This is a genomic window from Hyphomonas sp. BRH_c22, assembly GCF_000961795.1.
Taxonomy (GTDB): domain Bacteria; phylum Pseudomonadota; class Alphaproteobacteria; order Caulobacterales; family Hyphomonadaceae; genus Hyphomonas.
This window is the reverse complement of record NZ_LADU01000006.1, coordinates 21,843-43,120: the sequence shown is the minus strand read 5'-3', so window position 1 is coordinate 43,120 and position 21,278 is coordinate 21,843. Positions and strand designations below refer to the sequence as shown.

Below are 21,278 nucleotides of genomic sequence, written 5' to 3'. Positions count from 1 at the left end.
CCAAATTGCGTCCACGACCTAAAACACCCCCGATTGGTTGAAGCCAGGATCACCGGCGGACAGGGCCGCCTCTCCGGTTTCAGCAGAAGCGTTGGGAGAGAAACTCGAAATCGGGGATTGTGATGCCGGTTGGAGCAGGTCCACGCCGGTGGCGGCCGAACTCGAGCCTGACTGATCGAACAGTGGAATCTCAATTTCAGTAATCGCGCCTGTCGATGTGTCCGTAATGGTCAGGTGGACAGAGTCCAGCCCCCGGACAAACGTTATCGTCTGGTCGCCGAATGTGATTGTTCCACTGTCGCGAGGACTTTCACCGAAAATCGCATCATTGACCTCGCCTGCAAGGGATGAGAGCAGCCGGCTTTGCAGTTGCCGCAAAAACTGGTCGACTTGGGTGTTACCCGTTTCCGATCGCCTTGGATCCGTATGATCGTTCTGAGCATTGGCAACAGCCAGCAAATGCGACGAATTGAAACTGTCACCCCCAAACGAGGGATTGATAGGATGGTAGACGATTTCCTGCGCCCCGGCACCTGCAAACGACCAGCTTGCCAGGACCAAGAAAGACGCTGTGATGACTTGCCTGCCTGACTTCATCGTGCGCTCCCCACTGAGGGGATTTTAATCCAGATTCAAACCACTCGAACCGGTCGTATCCCCACATAACACGAAATAGTCTTGCTCATGGGCAGCGCCCGGTCAAAGACTTGGGGCCAAGCAAAGCGGAGGAAAATACTGCTTTTATAAGATTCTCCATTTCCGAAGCGCAAGAAATCCGGTTCGCAATACATACGCGCTCATCTCGTCGGCTGCTCTGGATCGATCCAGCTGCCGCGCGCTTCCAGGCGGTTCAATCTGGCGTCAAACGCAACAATGTTGACACCAGCCGCTCCAACACGGTCATTCGGCCCGAAGCTCACGGGAGCGCTCATCACGCCGTCAAATTCTTTCAATCCTTCAAGCGACTTCGTCAGGCTGGCGCGGGTGACACCCCGTCCGGCCCGCATCAACCCCTCGATCAAGACTACGGCCGCCGACCAGGCCTCCGCCTGGACGATCACGCTGTCGGCTCCGGTGCCGGCATGTGCTCGCGTTCTGGCGAAAGACGCCTGAGCCTGTCTGGATATCCGGTCCAGTGATGCAGGCAAGGCGACCCGCGTCTCCTCGGGGAAACTCCTCCGAGTCTTCACGTCGATCCGCGTAAGAACGGCATGCGGTACCAGTAGCTTTTCGTAGGCGCCAACCATAGACGCACAAGCCGGATCGCCCAGGAGGGCAACTCTGCCATCTTCTTCCAGACAAGGATCTGCCAAACGAACTTCTTCCCACTCCCGGGCTGCATAGAGCCGCAGACCAGCCTCCTGTTCAGAGAGTCCGGGCATGAGCCGAAAAACCTGCGGGTCTGCACCACCGCTGCCCCGTACACCAACTATCGGCAGATCGTTCTCGGGATACGGCGGCGGGAACAGGGCCGCAAATATGTCGGAAGGTACCGGATCGTTCACCTTTGCAACGACCAGCTCCAGTTTGCGACCATAGATGCCGCCAACAGCGTTGAGATCGGCAAACAGCGCTTCCACTATTTTTCGCTCTGCCTCTGCCGGCGCAGCATCATTGTCCTGCGAGAGAAGGATTCGAATAGTTCCATCATCCATGCCCGGCGCTTCGATACTGGCGAGCTGCGCCAGAAAGGCCCAGAGATCAGCTGTATCCCGATCTGTGAGATTAAACCGTGGCATCGACTGATCGAGCAAGCTGCCGCCGGAATCCACTCCAGTCTGCACGGCTCGTGCAAATTTCTCGCGTGTATAGCCAGGCCTCATACGACCGGTCTGCCCCGCCACTTCGTAAGGACGTGTGAGCGCGTCGCGCGAAAGGTTGCTTGGCACGATGCCCCGTTCAGAATTTCCCTCACCCTTCTCTCCATGGCAACTGGCGCATGGAAAACTCCGGGCAGGCAAGTCTACATCCATATCGGAAATTCGCGCGGTTGCCTGCTCGAGCGCCGAGCTACGCTCGCCATAATATATAGACCGGCCCCGCGCCTCGTCGGGCCTGAGCTGGGCATGGCTTGCATTTGCGAAACAGACGCTCGCCAATAGGGCCGTGACCAGCCTGACCCTACTTGAAATTGTCATCAGCAATGTCTGTAATCTGCGCAGCCAGGACAGCGTCGCTCAGGTGTGCCGGAATCTTGCGCCAGCGCGCTGTGCGAGTGTTGCCAACGAGTAGTGCCGTCAGGTGCGCATCCCGTTCGAACACCTGCCCCATCCGTTCACTTACTTTTTCGACCGATGCTGCGTCTCCAGTAAGCCACAGCCAGCCGCGACCGGCCTTGAACCTCTTGCGATACTCTCGAAGGACCGAGGGAGTATCCGTTTCGGGATCGACCGTTATCGATACGAATACGATATCCTGTCCGATCCGGTCACCAAGCCGATCCTGGACCCGCTGCAAGGAGGCGTTGATCAGCGGACACGCTTCCAGGCAGCTCGTGAAAATGAAACTGATTACAACTGTTTTTCCTTCCAAGACGTCCGTATAGAACCGGACATTGTAACCATCATGCGTTTTCAGCACCGTGTCAGTGAAATAGGCCCGCGCTTTCGTGTGCTCTTTCGATTCATTGACGGTCCGTGTCTCCACGCCATTCGCGGCGTCATTATGCTTGCCGCCATGCGCGTGAGCCGGACCCGCCAGCAGGCATGCGAAGGCGATGCTGAGCGTCACCAGAAATTTCATTGCGGCCCCCCATGAGTGTCCATTGCATGCTCGACATGCTCCTGCGAGCCCGGATCGTCACACCGCGCCTCCCGCATGGTCAGATAGTCTTGTACGCGGCTTTCCACAAAGGCAGGATCGGGCAATCCGAACACGCGGACGAAATGTCCCGATTGCGCATCCCCGATCAGGACCATCGGCGCATGGTCTTCCGGATTGGTGGAATAGGCATCCATCTCTGTAAGCGCCGCATCCATGGTTGCCTTTTCACCCGTGAGAAAAGTCCAGTTGGCACGATGACGGGCGGCAAATTCTGCAAGTCTCTCGGGAGTATCCGTGTTGGAATCGATACTCATGGACACAAACGCAAGCTGGCTGTCGGGAATGTGTTCCAATCGCTTTCGCGCCTCACCCAGGAGCGAGGTTGTAACCGGGCAAATTGTCTGGCAGCTCGTGAAGATGAAATCGACCACCACGATCCGGTCACCTACGACATCCGAGGCAAGCGTTCTTGGATTTCCATCCTGATCCACCATAGGTGCATCACTCAACGTGACGTCCGCTGAAACCATCTCGTGCCGGGCATCACCAGTTTCCAGCGCAGCGCGGTGCGCGGCGTGAGGATCACTCTTCTGATCGGCATTCTGCGACTCGGCGCTGCAACCTGTTACCGTCAGGAGAGACAGCATTGCCATTCCTGCGCCAGCACGGTTCAATGACTTGCTGAATGACATTACGGAGTTCCTTTCACCGGCAATGTGTCGCTGCGGGCAATGACCGTCAGGAACGGAAGCTTGGCATAGGTGAGGCCCAGCGCATCTACCGCAGGATAGACATAGTGTGCACCATCCTGCTGGGGAATGAACGTCACTTCGTAAGCGCCATTACCCACCGGCTTCACGGTCTGCTCGGTGCGGTCCTGTCCGGGTGCGCGATAGGTTAGCACACGGACGTCTTCCCGATTTGCCGGAGCTCCCGCGCGGGCTGTGTCGGTCAACCTGAACCGAACAGTGGTCGCTTCACCTGTTCGCACAATAGATCCCGACCGCGTTTCAAAGGCAATTCGCAGCGGTGCTTCATCAGCTTCGATGAGGGGGTTCCTTTCCGCTGAAAACCGGAAGCATTCGATCATTTGGGGCGAATCCATCGTAAGAATGACTTTGAAATCTCCAGATGCCGGTATTTTCACTGCGGAGACATACTCTCCAGGCGAGACCTCCTTGATGGTCCGGTCAGCAACGAGCGCCGACAGTGGTCTGTGCCCGTAATTGCGGAAGCTGCCCATCGGAGCATTCATGCCCTCCATATAGTAATAGACTGTAGCGTCTCCGGGACTCACGGCGAGCGTCGCCGCCTCAGTCACAGCTCCAGCGAATAAGTCTGAAGGCAATAGGCGAGGCGCCTCAGAAGGCGGGCGCTCCCCGGCTTCGAACCCTGTGACTGTTGGAACATTCTTGCCGCCGATATCAGACAGCTTGATCATTGAAACGCGGGTTGATTCCAGCGAACGCACAAAGGCGTAATTGCGAGAGAACGACACCTGGAATGGCCGCCCCGGAACTGCAATCGCGTGCGCTTCGCGCATGGTTGCTGTGTCGAAGACAATTACCTTGTCCTCTGATGGATTGACGACGAAGCCATAACGCCCGCCCGGCATCATGCGCAATGGGCCAAGTCCCGCCTCTAGATCCAGGCGAGACCGAGTCTTGCCGCCTGGAACCTCAATCGCATGGACCGCTCCTTCTTCGCCATCCACGACAAGCAGTACTTCGGAGAGATCAGACCATGCCAGGGAAATCGGAGCGCCATCAAATGATATGTCGCGCAGCTTCTTCAACGTCCTGATATCTATGACACTGACGGTGGAGGAATCCCGGTTGGACACAAATGCGAACCGGTTGTCCTTTGAAAAGGCCATCTCATGATGTCCTTCTCCGGTCTCTATTTGAGCAACGGCCTTATCCGTCACGGCATCGAGAACCGTCACTCCCGGCTCTATTCCAACGCGACCGATCCACACATATCGGCCATCCGGCTGGACCGCGATGCGGTTAGGCTTGTCTCCCACATTGACGGTGGATGTCAGTCGGAATGTATCAAGATCCAGCACACTGACCGCGTCTGCCGTTGGCAAGGCGATAAACACCTTCTTCTGGTCCAGGGATGGGGCCCAGTCCTCACCCCGCGCAGGAAGGATCACCTGCGTCAGTAACTTCGTGATGCCTTTGATTCCGACAATGGGATCTATCACGGCAATCGTGGGATCTTCGTTCAATACGACAAGATAATACGAATTGAGATCGATCATTGGACGGACGCCCACATATCCGGACAAATACATGCCGGCCGCGGCTCTGCACGACTCCTGCGTCAGCTCTTCACTCCCTGATTGTGGGTCGATCCACGCAGCTGGATAGAGGCCGGAGACAGGTTTCCCGGTCTGGGAGTTGGTTATCTGCAGGGAGAGGCGAGCGATCTCCCCTGCCTTGACCGGCTCGCCCGGGCGGCCAACCGGTGATACCGCGAAAGCGACCCTCAACCCCTCCCGCTCGATGACCTGCGCACCTGCTTCCGGAACAGGTGCCTTGACCTTTCCGCACCCCGCAAGGCCGTACGACAGCACCAGGCCGCAGATGGCCATGGCAACACGCTTTCCTGTCCTAGCGCTTCGATCGCAATCTGATGATGCCTGCCGGATCATCCTGTCCCCACTTCATTGCTGGTGATGTGAGGAGGTCACCTGCCAGACAACCTCCCCCATCCTGCTTAGTTTGGCGGCGGAACCGCCCCCTCCTCGACGCGGACGATCCCCCAAAGACCATTCGCATTTCCGAACGATGCAAGGTCCCGGTAAAGATAGTCACCGGTGACGGAGAATGGCCCTCCCGCCTGTGTGAGTATGTTGTAAGACATGGGCGGAAGGATCAGGTCCTGCGACGATCTGAACTGATGCGTAGGCGACCAATCCATCACATCGGACGCCATCGCGGTACTGGTAAAGGGTTCGTAGGCCCAGTTGTGCCCAAAAATGCCGAGTGTCGTGCTACGTGCATATCCGGCGGGCGCACCCACGCGGAAGCGCATCTGCTGACCTGGCTCTGCAAGATAGACTGGTGTCTGTGGATCTCCATTCACCAGGGAGTTCGCGTAAGCCTCGCGCATGTTGAGGATAGATCCCAGTCCTGCACCATGATCACCGCCATTGCCCCAATCGGTTCCTGCTGCTTGCCGATAGCGGAACCAAAGCGGCTCAGTCGCAAAATTGATGGCGGCAGCGCCGGCATCGTGCGCATCTTCCGGAACGCCGAAGCCTTCTCCAGCTATATTCTCGACCGGTGCGCCGCTCCGGTAGCGAAGATTGACGGCCTTGTGGATCACCATCGAGAAATCCCGGAACGTATCTCCATTGGGAAGCGTGACGGTTGCCTGAGCATTCGTGCCGGGATCCGTCACGAAGGTCGAGCCTTGCGGCAGGATAGTGAGTGAACCAAACAATCCCTTCTGACCCTGCTTCACTAGATCTGATGGCTGCAGGTTCACTGCACCATACTCGACCGGTCTTGCCACCAGATTGAACTGATTGCCCCAGAGGCCACCATACACGCCTGATCCGCTGCCCCCTGCACGGGCATCCAGCTCGAGGTCACCCGCATAGAAGCGATATGTTCTCTCACCACCAGGCGCGACAGTCTGAATGGGGTTAATACCCACGTTCACACCGTCATCCCTTGATATGTCGTATTCCAGCTTCTGCGTGTGCATACCGATATGGCTGGAGGCGCGGATAAGGTTATTGTTGAATGTCGTCACGCCCTGCGGGCTGTTACGGTCACGGATTACCGTGAAGTGCTGAGTGACAAAGGAGGCGAGGTCTGGCGTCGTCTCAGGCAACCGGTTGCGAACTGTTATCTCGATACAGCTTCCTGCATTTGCTCGCAGATTTAGCGGCTCGAATTTATACGAATTCGGCAACTTAACAGGGCACTGCAAGTTCCGGATCCCACCCCGCCTCTCATTGCAATTGGCACGATCAATAGGCGTGACGATGTTCTTGCGAAGATCGCCTGTCGGAACGTAAACCAGCGCCGTCGGATCATGCAGAGGGCCACTCTCGCCATTCGAAAGCCTGAAGCCCTTCTTGTTGTATCGAAGGGTTCCTCCCTCCGGATCCAGCGGTCCACCCACGTGCATCGTGGCCGATGAATCTGCCGGAATGATCGTCGTGTTGAAGTTGTATTTGATCACCTGGTTTACGGCAACTGCGGTCACATCGAAGGACTCAACGGGCGCCGTGACCGGGCATACACCATTGAACTCCTGACGATTGGCGATCGTCAAAGTGCTCGAACGGGGATTATTAGGCAGCGACGCCAGATTCGAAGGCGAGACCTCATATGTTCGCAACACACCCCACGTCCCGGTCCAAAGGCCTTCTTGCGAACCGTCCCAGGCATAGAGATGGTCGGACACTGTCTTGGCAGCATCCACATCGCCCAGTATATTCGTCGAAAAGCTGGCCTTCTCGGACAAGGCAACCTGCATGGCGGCAAGCCAGCCGGAATCTGCACTTTCACCCCACCCGCCACCACCGTTCAACCACTTGACCCCGTGCACCGTCGCAGCGTGTTCGTGCTCATGAGCTCCGCCCTGGATCTTGATGCGGACGATGTCACCTGCGTTGGTTCGCATGAGAGGTGTGAACGGGTCACCGTTCCGCACCCCTTTCGTCAGGGCTGGATAAGGCGTATCACCCAGCTTGGTATTGAACTGCGGCATGGCGCGATCAGTCCGGGTCTGCAGCGCGAACGACAGATCACCAGCCAGGCCATCGGCCTGTGAGCCTGGCTTGCCATCCGGGCCAAGTTTTTCCGGGTCATAGACACGGTACCCAACCGGTTCATTTCTGTAATTGAGAACGAATGTCCCGATATCTGCTGCCGACACCGCTTCCGGGCAAGGTCGCGGTGCACCGCCCGGACATGTTGCCGACAGTATAGCGGCATCCGGGAAGGTCGTTGACTGACGAACCGACGGATTCAGTGCATACCGGAAGGAGTCCGACGTCGGCGGCGCAGGATTGCCGTTGGCGTCAACGCCCACGTAGGCATTCGCGTTGTAGGCGTGTGCGAAATCCTGGGCTTCGACATAGAATTCCCGGAACGAGTCGTCAGTCCCGTCACCATTCAGATCGCCCGCCAGGATCATTGCCTGCCACGAGGTCGGCCCCCCATCATGGCGAGTGTAAAACGGCTCGCCTGTCTCGTTGTGCTTCCATGTTGATCCTGCCGGATTAACGAGCAAGGTCGCATACAATCCAACCTGCTGATGCGTGGACGGACCGAAGTGATCGTGTGTAAAGGTGATGCCAAGACCCCGGTCAAATCCGGAAGTATTGTGTAGCGGGTCCACGAACCAGGATTGGATATTGGTGCGCGCGCCCAGGTACTTGCCATTCGGTCCTGCGCCGAAATACGGGTGGGGTGCGGCTTCGAGAATTTCATCCCCAGTCGCTTCCTCCAGCGTATAGCGGTTGATGGCCTCAATCCGTGCCTGCACAGTCTCTGCGCCGAGGACGCCATCTTCGTAATTCCAGCCATTGGCCGACCCATCTGCGGCAACCAGGTCCCATTTCGGTAGATGAATGTGCTGACCGATCACGTCTGTGGGCGTCGTCACCTGATAATCATCCACCATATAGAATTCCGGCACCAAGTTGGTCTGGTAGTAATTTGCGCAGTCGAAGGAATTGAGACGGAACACGAAAGGCTCTGGAGGACGCGTTTTGTTGAGAGTCGGCTCCACGTCGTCCCAGAGTGTCAGAATGCGTTGCTGCGGGAAGTGATCGCCAGCCTTGTTAAACACGACATCGAGCTGAATGTTGGCCGCTTTGTAAACCCGCGGATTATCGACTCCATATGCGATGGTGAAGTTGTTATCGAGCCCCCCTGGCGTCCCCGACAGGAATTGCCCCGTCGTGCCTGCCTTCAGCAGATCTCCCTCATCGTCCTGGCATGGCTCAAAGAAAGGAGACCCGGGTCGTGGCAGACCACCATTCGTGATGAATGTTGCAGCTGACGCATTCCCGGACATGTCAAGCAGGCTGGTCTGATGCTCCCGCGTCGCATGGAAGGACATCGCTGCTCGCTCCACATCATTGCCGTATTCGCTGATGTAGACGGCCTTGGCCTTGTCGATGTGCTTCTCGAAGCTGAACCGCGACTGAACCTGTGTGACAAGTCCCCCAACGGAGAAGCCATCCAGCCAGTGTCGTGGCAAACCACCATCCCAACCACCCTCTGTCCTGTCAGACGGATTTTCAGCCATATCCAGGGGAGGCGTAGGTGCGCGCTGGCCGACACCGCCCTCGATCCCGCCAATCCAGAAGGGATAGCCGGGATTTTTTAAACCCGTCGGGTTGAGCTGGTATTCGGGATTTCCCGGATCAAGCGACGCAAGGACGGGACGCGTATCCACAAGTGCAACATCCGTGTCGGTCCGATCAATGACGGCCTGGCTCGATTCAGCAATAGAATCGCCGTTCTTGTCGAGCGCTGCAATGAAGACCCGCCCCGGCAGAGGTGCCATCGCCTTGCCTGGCAGCGGAACAATTGCAGGGATAGGCACGCCTGCAATGATCTCCCCATCGGGAAGAGCACGCGCTCCGGATGCAGGTTTTGCCTGCTCAAGCGCGAAAGCATTAGTGTGGAAGCCGTCTGTGCCGTTGGAGGCATCGAGAACCGTTCCAGTTTCAAGTACATCATGATTGCGCCAGAGCGCCCACATGCCCTGTGCAAAATGCGGGTAGAAATGGCAATGAAAGATTGCATCGCCGGCAGTCTTGTTACGGTTGCCCGAGCCACCGAATGCGATCTCATATGTATAGGCTCCGCCAGGGCCAATCGCCTGGGCATCCAGATAGCTGGAATTTTCATCATCCGGATTCGCCAGCCACTGATGGTTGTGCAGGTGGAAGACGTGCGCTTCCTTTGGACCGGCATGAAGGTTGCGGAATTTCACGAAGTCATTGGTATAGGAATGATATACATTGCTTGGGTCATCAGGATATTTGGCATAGGTCGCCCGAATGGACGCATCACGCTCACAATAGGGATCACCTGGCAGCGGCGTACAGAATTCGAGACCCGCATTCGCCGGAATATCCACCAGCATGGATGGATCACCCACACTGAATGAAGAGAGGAAGAATTCCTCGTATGAACAACTCAAGCAGTCATGCATGGGCCCCACACCGAGCCGGTTGGCAATCACTTCGGCTCCGACACCTGCAGATGCCTGATTGATCATGAAGTTGTCGCCGACACCATGCAACGTGTGCGAGAAAACCGGATCCTCGAACCAGCCAGGAAATGCCTGTTTCGAAACGGTTTCGTCGTTAAAGATCGTGACATATTCCCGGAACGGCTCCGTCCGGTTTGGCAGGGCAGGATTGCGCTTGCCCTGAGATTCAAGCGGATAGGTCGACGCCGGAAAGCTACCGTCCGGATCGGGCCCCACTATCATGGCAGTCAGATCCGAGTGGACGAGCTTCAGCTCGCCGCCCGCGTGCTGCAGCATGTTCAAAATGGGTTTGCCCGCCTTGCCCTCCGCGATCCACGGTTGGCGGGCTGGATAGACCGCCTCATAATTGATGATCGGATGGCCCGTTGCGGTCGTGCCCGTTGTTGCGAGCCGCAAATCTTCCTCGCTGACCTGGCTGCGATAGAATTTCGCGCCTACTGGCTGCACCGCAACAGCTCCAAAAAGGCCTGCGCCGATGTTTCCGCCGGTGCCTTCGCCGCCAAAGGTTGCCCCATTCGACACGATCAGGTGAGATCCCTCGGCCGCCGCATATAGTGTGTAACTACGGGACTCGCCAGGGGCCACCATGCTGTTTGCATTCTGACCGGCAAAGCTGGACACATCATCGATCGAATTGACGGCGTTCATTCCGACAGGCGAGAAGCCGACCGTGCGCTCGGCCACCTGGTCATTGATCGTCAGAATTGACGGAGTCGCATTGTTCGGATTTGCTGCGCCATCCAGCAGATTCGAGAAATTGACTCTCAGGCAATCGCCGACTCGCACCCTGAGAACCAGCGGCCGGGGGCGTTTATCCGCCCGCAACTCAACATGGCCCGGGACAAGAATACCGCCTGTCGCTTCGGTCTTGCCACTAAACTTGTCGACGACATCCCCGCGCAAGGCATACACCATTCCGTTGACGTTCTGGGCTCCCATGCGATTGAACATCAAGGGCTGATCCAGCACGACCACATCAGCGGTCACGGTTCGCGCGCAGGTCGCCTGCGCATGGGCAGCCATCGATACAGTCGCCGAAATTAAGGCCAGAGCTGTCAACTTGATGAAAGAATGCATTTCGTCCCCCTCTCGAAAACATGATGTTTCGAGGTGTCTTGCGCTCAGATTATCCCGAATCTAAACGTCTACGAATCCAACATGGATGTGCTCTTCATACTAAGTCGTCAGAGGAAAGATGGTCCATGGATCACGAAGGGGACCGAAATTCGAAACTATGAATATTCGAATATTTTGCCCAAAGCGCGGGTTGCGAAAATGCGCTTACCATGAGGGAAGCTGGTCACTCTTCATCGTCCTCGTCCATTGAAGTGCCGTTCCGATCTGCGTATGTCAGCCGAGCGATCATGCGCTTTGCAGGATCCGCGGAGTCCACCCTCACCAGTGTCGGCAAATGGCTTCCGGTCCATTCAGATGACCAAGCGGCCTCCGCTTCAGGGTGGGCCCGACCGAAATAGGAAAACGCGGGCTGAGAGCCACACGCCTGCAGGGTCCGCAAGTCCGAGAAGCCAGGAGTCAGGTCGTCTGCCGCATCCAGCGCCGTCCACCTGAGCGTCAGGTCGAACGAACCCTGACACGTTACAGAAGGGACCACACCCAGGACGATCTCGACAAGCCCCGATCTGCCAGGTCCCGGAATGTTTTCAGAGAAAAACACAACGCTTTCAGACGAGCCTGTGAATGATTTTCGAGAATCAGTATCGTAAATATCGTTTGGAAGCGCTCCCGACAGCCACACCTCCACCTGGCGCGTCGATTGTGCTGCTTCAGCAACAGCGACCCCCGCGTCTGATCGCGCCCAAATCCGCACGCTGGTCGCGAGCGCACTTGAAACAGACACGGTTATGAGCGCAGTCAATGCCAGCCCCAGCATGGTCTCGATCAGCGTAAAGCCTGCATCCTTGCTCATGGTGCCACCACTGCAATTTCGTCATGCCAACGAACCGTGTCGATCTGAACCTCCGGCGCGCCCGGGGTCTGAACCGTCGCTGTTAATCGCGTCAGTCTCTCATTCAATTCCCTGGCTTCGACACGCCAGGTTGCACCACTGCTCGTTGTTCCTGTTCGTTCGCCCGATGTCAGAGCGCCTGTCTCGGCGAGCAGTAATAACTCCCGCGCCAGCAGCGTCGCCTCCGAAATAGAACTCGCGCGCATGTTAGTGCGCGCACTTGCCGAATGTGACTGAAGTATCGCAACCGTGGACAGGCTGAAGATCGCGAATGCGACCAGCGTTTCTACCAGGCTGAAGCCGGAATCGTTCAAGGTGACACCTCGACCATGTCGATATGGCTGGTCAGCCAGTCCACCTTCACCACGATCTCAATCTGGGATGATGTCAAACGCACCTGTCCGCCGCTTGATATCCCGCCTGGATAAAAGGCAATCCTCCCGGACCCGGCCGAAGCGGCTGACTCCATTTCGACCTGGAAGGGTTCGGGAAGGTTCAGCAGACGACCTGCTTCATTTGACAAAGTACGCTCGGTTGAATCGAAAATCAGGGTACCTGGCCGCCCCTCGTGATTGGCTCGGTATCGTGTTTCCCGAGCGAGCGTCACGATTTCTCGTGCAATCTTGCGCGCTTCAAAATTGCTTCCGCGACGCATCAGCGTGGTCGTAACGACACTCAAGCCAAGCGCCATGATGGACATGGCCACCAGGAGTTCGATCAGTGTAAATCCCGATTCTGCGTTACGGCTCATGGTCACGATCTCACATAGCCAGGTCGTTGACACTCATGATGGCGCTCAACAAGGTCAGCACCACCGCACCAATCATGACACCCAACACGAGTGTGAGCGTCGGACCTGCCAGCGCTACCGTCCGGTCTATCCTTCGTCGGCTCCGCTCTTCAAGCACGCTTGCCGCTTGCATAAGCTGGATCGGGAGATGCCCTGATCGCTCTCCTACCGCGACCAAATTCGCCAATACGGCCGGGATAAGTGTGTTGTCCAATGCTGACGTCGAAAGTCGGCTCCCCTCGCGCACCGAGTCGATCACTGGTTCGATTGACGCTTGGAGCACGGGATTCCCTACGCCTTGCCGTACAATGATCAGGGCCGGCACGATGCTGACGCCATTTTCAAGCAAGGCGGCCAGCGTTGCGGAAAACCGTGCCAATTCAATGTCGAGAACGGTCTGTCCAATCAAAGGCAATTTCAGGACCCATCCACCAAGCCGATTACGTCCATGGTCGCTGCGCAACCAGGCCGACAAGCCGAGGCAAAGCGCAAGGACGGATATGAGTCCCCATACCCACCCCTCTCGCACAAGATCGGATGCGGCAATCAGGGTTCGCGCGGCCGCAGGCGCGTCGGCTCCGCTCGCCATGAGGACGGGTTTCAATGCCGGGGCAACGACGAGCAGTATCAGGCAGATCGATGCCAAGGCCGTGACGCACAGGACCGAAGGGTAGATGAGCGCCGATTTCACAGCATCAGCCAGGCGGTTCTCGCTTTCCAAAGCAAGTGCCAGACGCCTGAAAACCGTTGCGAGGGAGCCACCCTCCTCTCCGGCTCTGACCAGCCCGACGAGATAATCTGGCGGCGAGGGTTGAATCCGGGACAACGCGTCCGCCAGGGACGCACCTGAAATAATCTCTTCCCTGACCGCTTCAGCCAGTGTCGCTGCCGAACGATCATCTTGATCGGACGCAATCAGTTGTAATGCTTCGTCGACGGGAAGTCCTCCCTCCACCATCGATGCCATTGAACGACAAAATCCGATAAGTGCCGTTCCAGTAATCCGCTTTCTGCGCAAAGCCTTCTGGCGCGGGCGGGCAATGACCATCTCGAGTTCAAATGGGATCAGGCCATCGCGACTGAGCTGGCTAAGGACATCGGTCTCGGTGGCCGCGCTAACAGTGTCACGAACGATCTGGCCGCCTGCCCCATACGCGCTGAACCGAAAGTGGCGCATCATAGATACTGCGTTCCAAGGACCGCAAATACTTCATCTAAGGACGTCTGTCCCGTCTGTGCCCGCCGCAAACCGTCAGTTATCAGTGCCACCATGCCCTCATCAATCGCGAGGTCCCGTAAATCCTGTTCCGGCATTCTGGACATGATGGCAGCCTGCACGCTGCCAGATATCGGCATCACTTCCGCGACACTGAGGCGGCCATGGAATCCGGTGCCACGGCACTTCGTGCACCCGACCGGTTGCCGAAAATCGCGCTCAATTTCCGCATCCAGGTGTGACCCGATCCGCTCAAGGAAGCCCGCTGGCAGCGCAGCAGGAGTTGCGCAATCGGGGCAGAGGCGACGTAGCAACCGCTGGGCGCTGATTGCATTCACTGTCGAAGCAACAAGGTAATCCTCGATCCCCATTTCGATAAGGCGCGTAACCGTTGCAGGCGCGCTGTTTGTATGGATTGTCGAGAGGATCGCGTGACCTGTCAGGGCCGCCTCGACTGCGATGGAAGCAGAATCGAGGTCACGTATCTCACCGATCATCAAAACATTGAGGTCGTGCCGCAGGACCGATCGGAGTGCCTGACCAAAGCCCAGACCGATCTCCGGCTTAACTTGAACCTGCGTCACGCCTGAGATCTCGTATTCGACGGGGTCTTCGACCGAAACAAATTTCAACTCCGGACAGATCAGGTGCCGCAAGCAAGCGTACAGCGTCGTCGTCTTGCCCGACCCTGTAGGTCCAGTCACCAGCATCATGCCATGGGGTTGGGCGATTGCATTCCGGATCAAGCCCAGCGCGTGCGAAGACAGCCCGAGGCGCTCCAGTGTGAGGTATCCCGCCGACTGGTCCAGGATACGCAGCACCACCGTTTCGCCATGCAGACTTGGCAGAGTGGCTATTCTCAGATCAATTTCACGCCCCTGGACGGCGACCCTGATGCGCCCATCCTGCGGCAGGCGTCTCTCCGCGATATTCAACTTTGCCAATATCTTTATGCGGGACACCGCCGCTTCTGCAGCGCCATTAAGTGGCCGATCTACCTCCTGCAAGGCGCCATCCACCCGTATGCGTACCCGCAAGCCGTTGCGCTCGGACTCGATATGGATGTCTGAAGCCTGCGCTTCGATTGCCAGTGTCAACAAGTCCTCGACCCAGCGCACAACCGGCGCACCGCGGGCCAGATCAATCAGGCGCTCCAGGTCTTCATCTTCGTTGGCATGACCGGTAAAAACCGGAGTGGCGCTCACCTCAATCGGAGCCTGCCGGTCGATCATGGCGAGGATTTCAGAGCGCAACCCGACTGCACGCTCCACCTTGAAGCCGGTCTTGTAGGCGATAGCTGCAGCACATTCCAGATCAGCGGGATTCGCCATCACGAGCAGCAGCCGATTATCCTCCAGCTCAACAGGTACAGCCTCACTGGCTCGCAGGAAGGAAGGCTTAATGCCGGTACATTCCGGCGGAATGCTGTTGGCTGATGACAAGGGTCTGTGAGGCAGGTTCATTGCGCGCGCCAACGCCGTCGAGACATGGCTTTCCGTACACAATCCCAGTTTAACGAGAACAGCGGCCAAAGGCTCCCCAGCCCGGGCGGCGGACGTCCTGGCCCGGGCGAGGCGCGCAGGATCAATCTGACCGACGCGAAGAAGCTCGGCTTCGAAAGCCTCTATCCAACCTTCACCATCACCCTCACCTGATGAAGGGCAAGATGAAATCAAATCTACTTCGCCGTCCATCCCATACCGTCCTGCCAAGGCTGATACTTCCAATTGTCCGATACTTCCCGGAGAAGGCAAACAGGGTTCGGTTGTCATATGGGGGGCCAGTGTAAAATATGCGAAGATTCGTTTCTCTGCCTTTGGCGTCTGCGTATCCCCCTCCGATTGACAGTGGAAGGACAGTCACAAAGACTTGTCGCCTAGCGCAGGTTCTGCCGGGCTTACCCTGTCTGGCCTGCGATGTGGGGAATAAGTCATGGTCGATGCAAGCGAACGCGTGGGCGCAAGGCGAGCCGACTTAGCGCTGGGCGTGACCTTGCACGCAAGGTCACTTCTCGAATGGTGGACAAGCACCATGAGAACCCTGATTCCCCGATGGCTGATAACAGCCTATATGCCTTCGCGCAGGTGGGTGTTTCTGCGTGAGCAACCGCACGGATATCTCGTATTCGAAACGCCTGGGGGCGTGACGGAGGACCTTGCGGCGTCGAAACGGGCCCAACAGCTCGTGAACAGCGCGGACGCGCTTCTGATCGTGTCGCAGGATGATGTCTTTCTTCGGCGGAAAACGCTTCCTGCCGCATCCGCAAATCACGTCCAGCAGGTCATGCGACTTCAAATCCCCGTGGAAACACCATTCGACATGGCAGAAGTCGCAAGCGACACGCTTGTCGATTCGTCCTCCGGGCCGGGCAACACGATTCAGGTTCAGCAAGCGATCATACGGCAGGACCTCATCGACACGCACAGATCCGCTCTGGCTCAGCACGGCGTCAGCCTTGCGAGGGTGGATATTGCGTCTCCGGACGGCACGCCAATGGGCTTCAACCTGCTCGACTCCGCGCTGCGAACCCGGATGGACGCCACCTGGCCGCAACTCAACCGCATTCTGACGCTTGTCGCGCTGGGTCTGGTTCTCGCGATACTTGCACTTGGCTGGGTGAACCGGGAGCGGCAGGTTGAGGCGTTGCAGACACGGATATCAGGTGCCGAAGCAGAGGCCAGACACGTCCTGGAGCTTCAGGCCAGGCTTCGCCGTGAAATCGGGATTCGCAAAACAATCGCAAACCGCATGTCGGGGCCGACGCAGTTCCCCCAATTGTATGCCAGCCTGACCGAAGCCATTCCCGATGATACCTGGATCGAGGCGCTGACATTCGATGAGCAGACCCTTTCACTCATCGGCTTGTCACGTTCATCAGGTACGATCCTGCAGACCCTGGAAGACACGCCCGGCATACTTAGCGCACGCTTCTCGTCGCCCGTCGTGTCGGATGCCCGCCTCGGCGCTGACCGCTTCCGCATTGAAATCATGCTTGAGCAGCCAGTTTCGCTCTCGCGCCCTGCGGAGGACAATGGATGAACCTCCATGCGATGCCTCAAGCTCGACAGCAGCTTCTCGCAGCGGGCCTGGCAGCTCTGGCAGGTACGTGCCTTGTGGCCACCCTGGGCCTGCCACTCTCAAGCATGATCCAGAAGCAGAAGCAGGAAATTGCAAGGGCCGAAGCAGACCTCGCCAAATGGGAAGGAATCATCGCCTCCCGGGAGGCAATGGAATCCGTCAGTGCATCGCTCAACTCTGACGCCAGTGCGCACAGTTCGATATTCCAGGCCTCATCCGAGTCTCAGGCTACATCCGGACTCCTGTCGCTGGTACGCAAGGCACTACAGGATGCCGGAGCCGACGTGAAGAGCCTGCAGCCATTGCAAACGCATACAAGCGACGGATTTCAGGAAGTCGGCGTCAGGGTTACTGCCATGGCCAGCCACGACCAGTTCCAGGACGCCATCACCCGGTTGAACGCTGCCCGTCCCAGCCTGTTCGTCAGCGGCGCGCAAGTCCAGCTTTCAAGCAGCAGCCGTCGGCAGGCGGGGCGACCAACTGCTCCCATTCTGCAAATTCGACTTGACGTCGGTGCCTACGCGAACGTGCAGGAGCGTCAACCATGAACAGGGTTGCAGCCTCCACTGCAATGATCTCGGCGACGCTCCTGAGTATGTGCGCCCTGCTCTTCCTCGTCCTGGCCGTGCAGATCCGGACACCGCCACCTGCAAGCTCTGCTTCGGTTGCCCCATCATTGCAACCGATTGAGATTGACGCATTTGCGCCCACAGCAAATGCCGAATTCGTCATGGCGCAACGGCCACTGTTTCATTCTGAACGCAGGACTTTTGCCGATGAACCGGATTTCATTTCGACGACAGATGCCTCGAACCCGTCCACATCTCCTGACACGGCTTATCGACTACGCGGCGTCGTGATCGCCGGTGCTGAATCGCGCGCGGCATTCCAGCCCATCTCGGGTGGGCCTCCTGTCTGGCTGGCGCATGGGGAAACCCTGTCCGGCTGGGAAATCGTGCGAGTGATACCAGACAGGGTCACGCTCGCCCTTGGCGACGACAGAACGACCCTCGCCCTTTACCCTGACACACAAGGAGCGCCATAACCATGACGCAGGTCAACACATCTTATTTCGGCGATTCCTGCAAGACGGCGTCCAAGTTCTGCCGGTTGCGCAGGGTCGTGCCAGCTGCTGCTGCACTGCTTCTGGGTGCCTGCACCAGTCATAGCTTTCCCGAGCGCACATCGCACTATTCTCTGGCTCCCCAGACTGCCACCAGCCAGGTCCAGGTTCGACCGGAAGACAGCAGGCCGCTTCCCGGGCAAGCGCCGGTTTCGGCGTCGCCGCATGGCCCCGGCGATCTCAATTTTGTCCAGTACGGCGAAGGCCTCCGAAATGGCCGCAACCTCAATGTGGACAGCGAGCCCGACACGAATGCAGACATCACCATCAACCTCGTAGATGTCCCTTCCGGCGACGCGGTTCAACAGGTTCTTGGGGGAATACTCAAGGAAAACTATGTCATTGAAGCAAACCTGACAGGCACCATCACGCTCCAGACTGCCAGGCCGGTCAGCCGCAGCGGTGCACTTCGCCTGCTAGACAGTGCCTTGCGCAGCAAGGGCGCTTCAATCGCATCCGGTGATGATTTCATACGGATCGTACAGGGGGGCGGGAATGCTGATGGCAGCGGGGCATCGACCGGAACCCAGCGGGTCATCGCGCTGGACTATGTTTCAGCCGACTCGCTGCAGAAAGTCTTTTCCGGAATGGCACAGTCGGGCGTCACAGTGACATCTGACACAGACCGCAATGTCATCGTTCTGAACGGATCGCGCTCGGCGCTGGACGATGCTGAAGCCCTGGTGGACGTGTTCGACGTGAACTGGATGCGGGGCATGTCATTTGCTGCAACGCCCGTCCAGTATACATCCGCGTCGCGTGTTGTGGACGATCTTGACGCGATCTTCAGAACCGGCATGGCCGGGCCCATCTCGGGCGTCGTCCGGTTCGTCCCGCTCGACCGGCTCAACGTCGTTCTGACGATAACAGGCCAGGCATCATACCTGGACGAAGCCGGAGACTGGATTGGCCGGCTGGACCGCTCGGGCGGACAGGCCGGACAGAGATTCTATGTCATCCCGATCCAGAACAGGCCGGCAACGGAAATTGCCGATATCCTGCGCGATACACTGACGGCAGAACGTACCGGAGGAAGTTCTAATGGAAACGGCGTAGCGCCTGGCGAGCGGACACTCATTGAGTCAACCGAGTCAGATACCGATGCGACAGGTTCCGCCTCTATTGTCTTCGGAGCCAGCGCTGATGGAAAAAGCATTCCCGCAGCAAAGGTTTTTGCCGATGATGCCAACAATTCACTGGTCGCCCTGGCAACGCCTGAACAATTCGGCATGCTGGAAGGGGCGATATCGCAACTTGATGCAACGCCAAATCAGGTTTTCCTTGAGGCAACAATTGCCGAAGTAACGCTGACGGATGATCTCTCCTATGGACTGACATGGTTCTTCCAGAGCGGAGAATTCGATCTTTCGTTTACCGACATTGCATCAGGTGCCGTCAGCTCGCAATTCCCCGGTTTCTCTGCGCTTTTCTCAGGAGAGAACGGCCGGGCAGCCCTGTCTGCAGTGGCTGGTGTGACCGACGTCAAGATCCTTTCAGCACCATCGCTGATGGTACTCGACAATCGAACGGCAGTCCTGCAGGTTGGCGACCAGGTTCCGGTCGTGACCCAATCGGCCGTCAGCGTCACCAATCCAGATGCGCCAATTGTCAATTCCGTATCCCTGCGTGATACCGGCATCATTCTGAATGTCACACCCCGTGTGAATGATGGCGGACTCGTCATTCTGGAGATCGACCAGGAAGTCAGCGATGTTGTTGCCACGCAATCGTCGGGCATTGACTCTCCGACCATACAGCAGCGGCGCATTTCGACGTCCGTCGCCGTTCAGGACGGTGAAAGCGTTGCACTGGGCGGCCTGATGCGTGAACGGATCACGGATACCAGGACGAAGGTGCCGCTGCTGGGAGACCTGCCGCTTATCGGAGCGGCCTTCAGCACGACAGGTTATTCCACGCAACGAACCGAACTTCTGGTTCTCATAACACCGCGTGTGGTGCGAGGACGCGAGTCCGCATTTGCGGTGACCGACGAATTGAGAAAGCGGATGAAATCCGTGGAGAGTGCATTCTTCAGAAGCGCGCCTGTCCCGCTCATTGTGGAGCCGACTGCGAATTCCAGTTCCGACAAAGCCGTGTCTGACCTGAGGTTGGACAATCAGGTCGTGGAGGATCCCGTTGCCGTGGGTGAGCCTGCAGCATGAATGCTTCCGGTCCTCACGATAGCGAAAAGGGGGCCGCGGTGATCCTGGTGATCTGGGCCGTCGGCATAATGGCCGTCGTCGCAACAATCATGGCGCGCGAAGCACATCTCGGCGCAGCCAGTGCATATGACGCGCGTAACGATCTGACCGCAACCGTCCTGGCAGAAGGCGGATTGCGGGTTGCTGTCGATCTGTGGGAAACGGGCCATCCGGATTTTCGAAAGGGCGAGTCGATCACTTGCCGCCTTGGAGATGATGTACTGCGACTCGAGGTCAGGCCAACGGCGGCCCTGATAGACCTGAACACGGCACCGGAGGGCGTATTGAGCGGGCTTTTCGAGGCGCTCGGTGAAAGCGAACAACAGGCGGATAGAGCGGCCGCAGCGATTGCTGACTATCGCGACGCAGACGACACGCCGCGGCCTGGCGGGGCAGAGCGCATTGTGTATGAACGCGAGGGGCGCACGCGGCCTGCCAATCGCCCTTTCCTCAGAGTGGGCGAGCTTGCAGCGGTCGCGGGAATTCCGCCTCGTATGGTTGAAATGGCGCGACCCCACCTCACCCTGCTCAACGGGACACCCTCCGTATCGCTCCGTTACGCAAGTGAGCCTGTGCAAGCTGCTGTTCAAGGCCAATCGCTGGAGAACGCACAGCCCGTTCCACCCACACGAATAGTCGCCCTTCGGGATTCTGTCTCGCGCCTCAGCGCACTGCGCTCAAACGGTGACGCAGGAGCCCCGCTAATGGTCCGCGCTGCCGCTCGCCTTCATGGCGGACGCATTCGGGTGGTCGAGGCAACATTTGGCCGCACGGGACGTACTGGACCCAGTCGGCCGATCATCGAAATCCGCGCCGCGCCAGCCAACGATGCAGAGCTGGCTTTGCGTCCAGGCACTTCATTGCCAAACTGTTACTGAGTCGCC

Annotated in this window: 16 protein-coding genes; 5 read left to right on the top strand and 11 right to left on the bottom strand. The window is 57.9% G+C overall.

The window, feature by feature from the left end:
- Positions 1 to 18: 18 nt before the first annotated feature.
- The 11 genes from VR74_RS20310 to VR74_RS01310 form a co-directional block, all read right to left on the bottom strand.
- Positions 19 to 597, bottom strand: coding sequence for a curli assembly protein CsgF (locus VR74_RS20310; protein ID WP_299949290.1), 579 nt, complete (start codon positions 595 to 597; stop codon positions 19 to 21).
- 200 nt (positions 598 to 797) lie between these two features.
- A complete protein-coding gene (locus VR74_RS01355) occupies positions 798 to 2,138 on the bottom strand; it encodes a c-type cytochrome (protein WP_299949302.1) in 1,341 nt (446 codons plus the stop codon).
- Positions 2,122 to 2,742, bottom strand: coding sequence for an SCO family protein (locus VR74_RS01350; RefSeq protein ID WP_299949288.1), 621 nt, complete (start codon positions 2,740 to 2,742; stop codon positions 2,122 to 2,124). The genes VR74_RS01355 and VR74_RS01350 overlap by 17 nt, the downstream gene beginning before the upstream one ends.
- Positions 2,739 to 3,455, bottom strand: a complete 717-nt coding sequence (locus tag VR74_RS01345) for an SCO family protein (RefSeq protein ID WP_045693710.1) — start codon at positions 3,453 to 3,455, stop codon at positions 2,739 to 2,741. Before VR74_RS01345 ends, VR74_RS01350 begins: the two co-directional genes overlap by 4 nt.
- Entirely contained in the window at positions 3,455 to 5,362 is a 1,908-nt protein-coding gene (locus VR74_RS01340; protein WP_299949286.1) for a YncE family protein, read from the bottom strand. The genes VR74_RS01345 and VR74_RS01340 overlap by 1 nt, the downstream gene beginning before the upstream one ends.
- A 125-nt stretch (positions 5,363 to 5,487) precedes the next feature.
- Positions 5,488 to 11,097, bottom strand: a complete 5,610-nt coding sequence (locus VR74_RS01335) for a hypothetical protein (RefSeq protein WP_045693708.1) — start codon at positions 11,095 to 11,097, stop codon at positions 5,488 to 5,490.
- Between the two features lie 223 nt (positions 11,098 to 11,320).
- The gene (locus tag VR74_RS01330) at positions 11,321 to 11,947 is read right to left on the bottom strand and encodes a prepilin-type N-terminal cleavage/methylation domain-containing protein (protein ID WP_045693706.1); all 627 of its coding nucleotides are present in this window, start codon (positions 11,945 to 11,947) and stop codon (positions 11,321 to 11,323) included.
- Positions 11,944 to 12,300: a prepilin-type N-terminal cleavage/methylation domain-containing protein gene (locus VR74_RS01325; RefSeq protein WP_045693704.1), complete on the bottom strand. Its 357-nt coding sequence runs from the start codon at positions 12,298 to 12,300 to the stop codon at positions 11,944 to 11,946. The genes VR74_RS01330 and VR74_RS01325 overlap by 4 nt, the downstream gene beginning before the upstream one ends.
- Positions 12,297 to 12,737 carry a prepilin-type N-terminal cleavage/methylation domain-containing protein gene (locus tag VR74_RS01320; RefSeq protein ID WP_045693702.1) on the bottom strand — a complete coding sequence of 147 codons (441 nt, stop codon included), beginning with the start codon at positions 12,735 to 12,737 and terminating at the stop codon, positions 12,297 to 12,299. The genes VR74_RS01325 and VR74_RS01320 overlap by 4 nt, the downstream gene beginning before the upstream one ends.
- A 10-nt stretch (positions 12,738 to 12,747) precedes the next feature.
- Complete coding sequence (locus VR74_RS01315) at positions 12,748 to 13,956, bottom strand: type II secretion system F family protein (RefSeq protein ID WP_045693701.1); 1,209 nt, start codon at positions 13,954 to 13,956, stop codon at positions 12,748 to 12,750.
- A complete protein-coding gene (locus VR74_RS01310) occupies positions 13,953 to 15,686 on the bottom strand; it encodes a GspE/PulE family protein (RefSeq protein ID WP_045693699.1) in 1,734 nt (577 codons plus the stop codon). Before VR74_RS01310 ends, VR74_RS01315 begins: the two co-directional genes overlap by 4 nt.
- 337 nt (positions 15,687 to 16,023) lie before the next feature.
- Between VR74_RS01310 and VR74_RS01305 the strand changes: the two genes are divergently transcribed.
- From VR74_RS01305 to VR74_RS01285, 5 genes are read left to right on the top strand one after another with little or no spacing between them, the layout of a single operon-like run.
- Positions 16,024 to 17,031 carry a PilN domain-containing protein gene (locus tag VR74_RS01305; RefSeq protein WP_299949284.1) on the top strand — a complete coding sequence of 336 codons (1,008 nt, stop codon included), beginning with the start codon at positions 16,024 to 16,026 and terminating at the stop codon, positions 17,029 to 17,031.
- Positions 17,028 to 17,618 carry a type II secretion system protein GspM gene (gspM, locus tag VR74_RS01300; RefSeq protein WP_045693697.1) on the top strand — a complete coding sequence of 197 codons (591 nt, stop codon included), beginning with the start codon at positions 17,028 to 17,030 and terminating at the stop codon, positions 17,616 to 17,618. Before VR74_RS01305 ends, gspM begins: the two co-directional genes overlap by 4 nt.
- Entirely contained in the window at positions 17,615 to 18,115 is a 501-nt protein-coding gene (locus tag VR74_RS01295; protein WP_045693695.1) for a hypothetical protein, read from the top strand. The genes gspM and VR74_RS01295 overlap by 4 nt, the downstream gene beginning before the upstream one ends.
- 2 nt (positions 18,116 to 18,117) lie before the next feature.
- Positions 18,118 to 20,355, top strand: a complete 2,238-nt coding sequence (gene gspD / locus VR74_RS01290; protein ID WP_299949282.1) for a type II secretion system secretin GspD — start codon at positions 18,118 to 18,120, stop codon at positions 20,353 to 20,355.
- The gene (locus VR74_RS01285) at positions 20,352 to 21,272 is read left to right on the top strand and encodes a type II secretion system protein GspK (RefSeq protein ID WP_045693694.1); all 921 of its coding nucleotides are present in this window, start codon (positions 20,352 to 20,354) and stop codon (positions 21,270 to 21,272) included. The genes gspD and VR74_RS01285 overlap by 4 nt, the downstream gene beginning before the upstream one ends.
- Positions 21,273 to 21,278 lie beyond the last annotated feature (6 nt).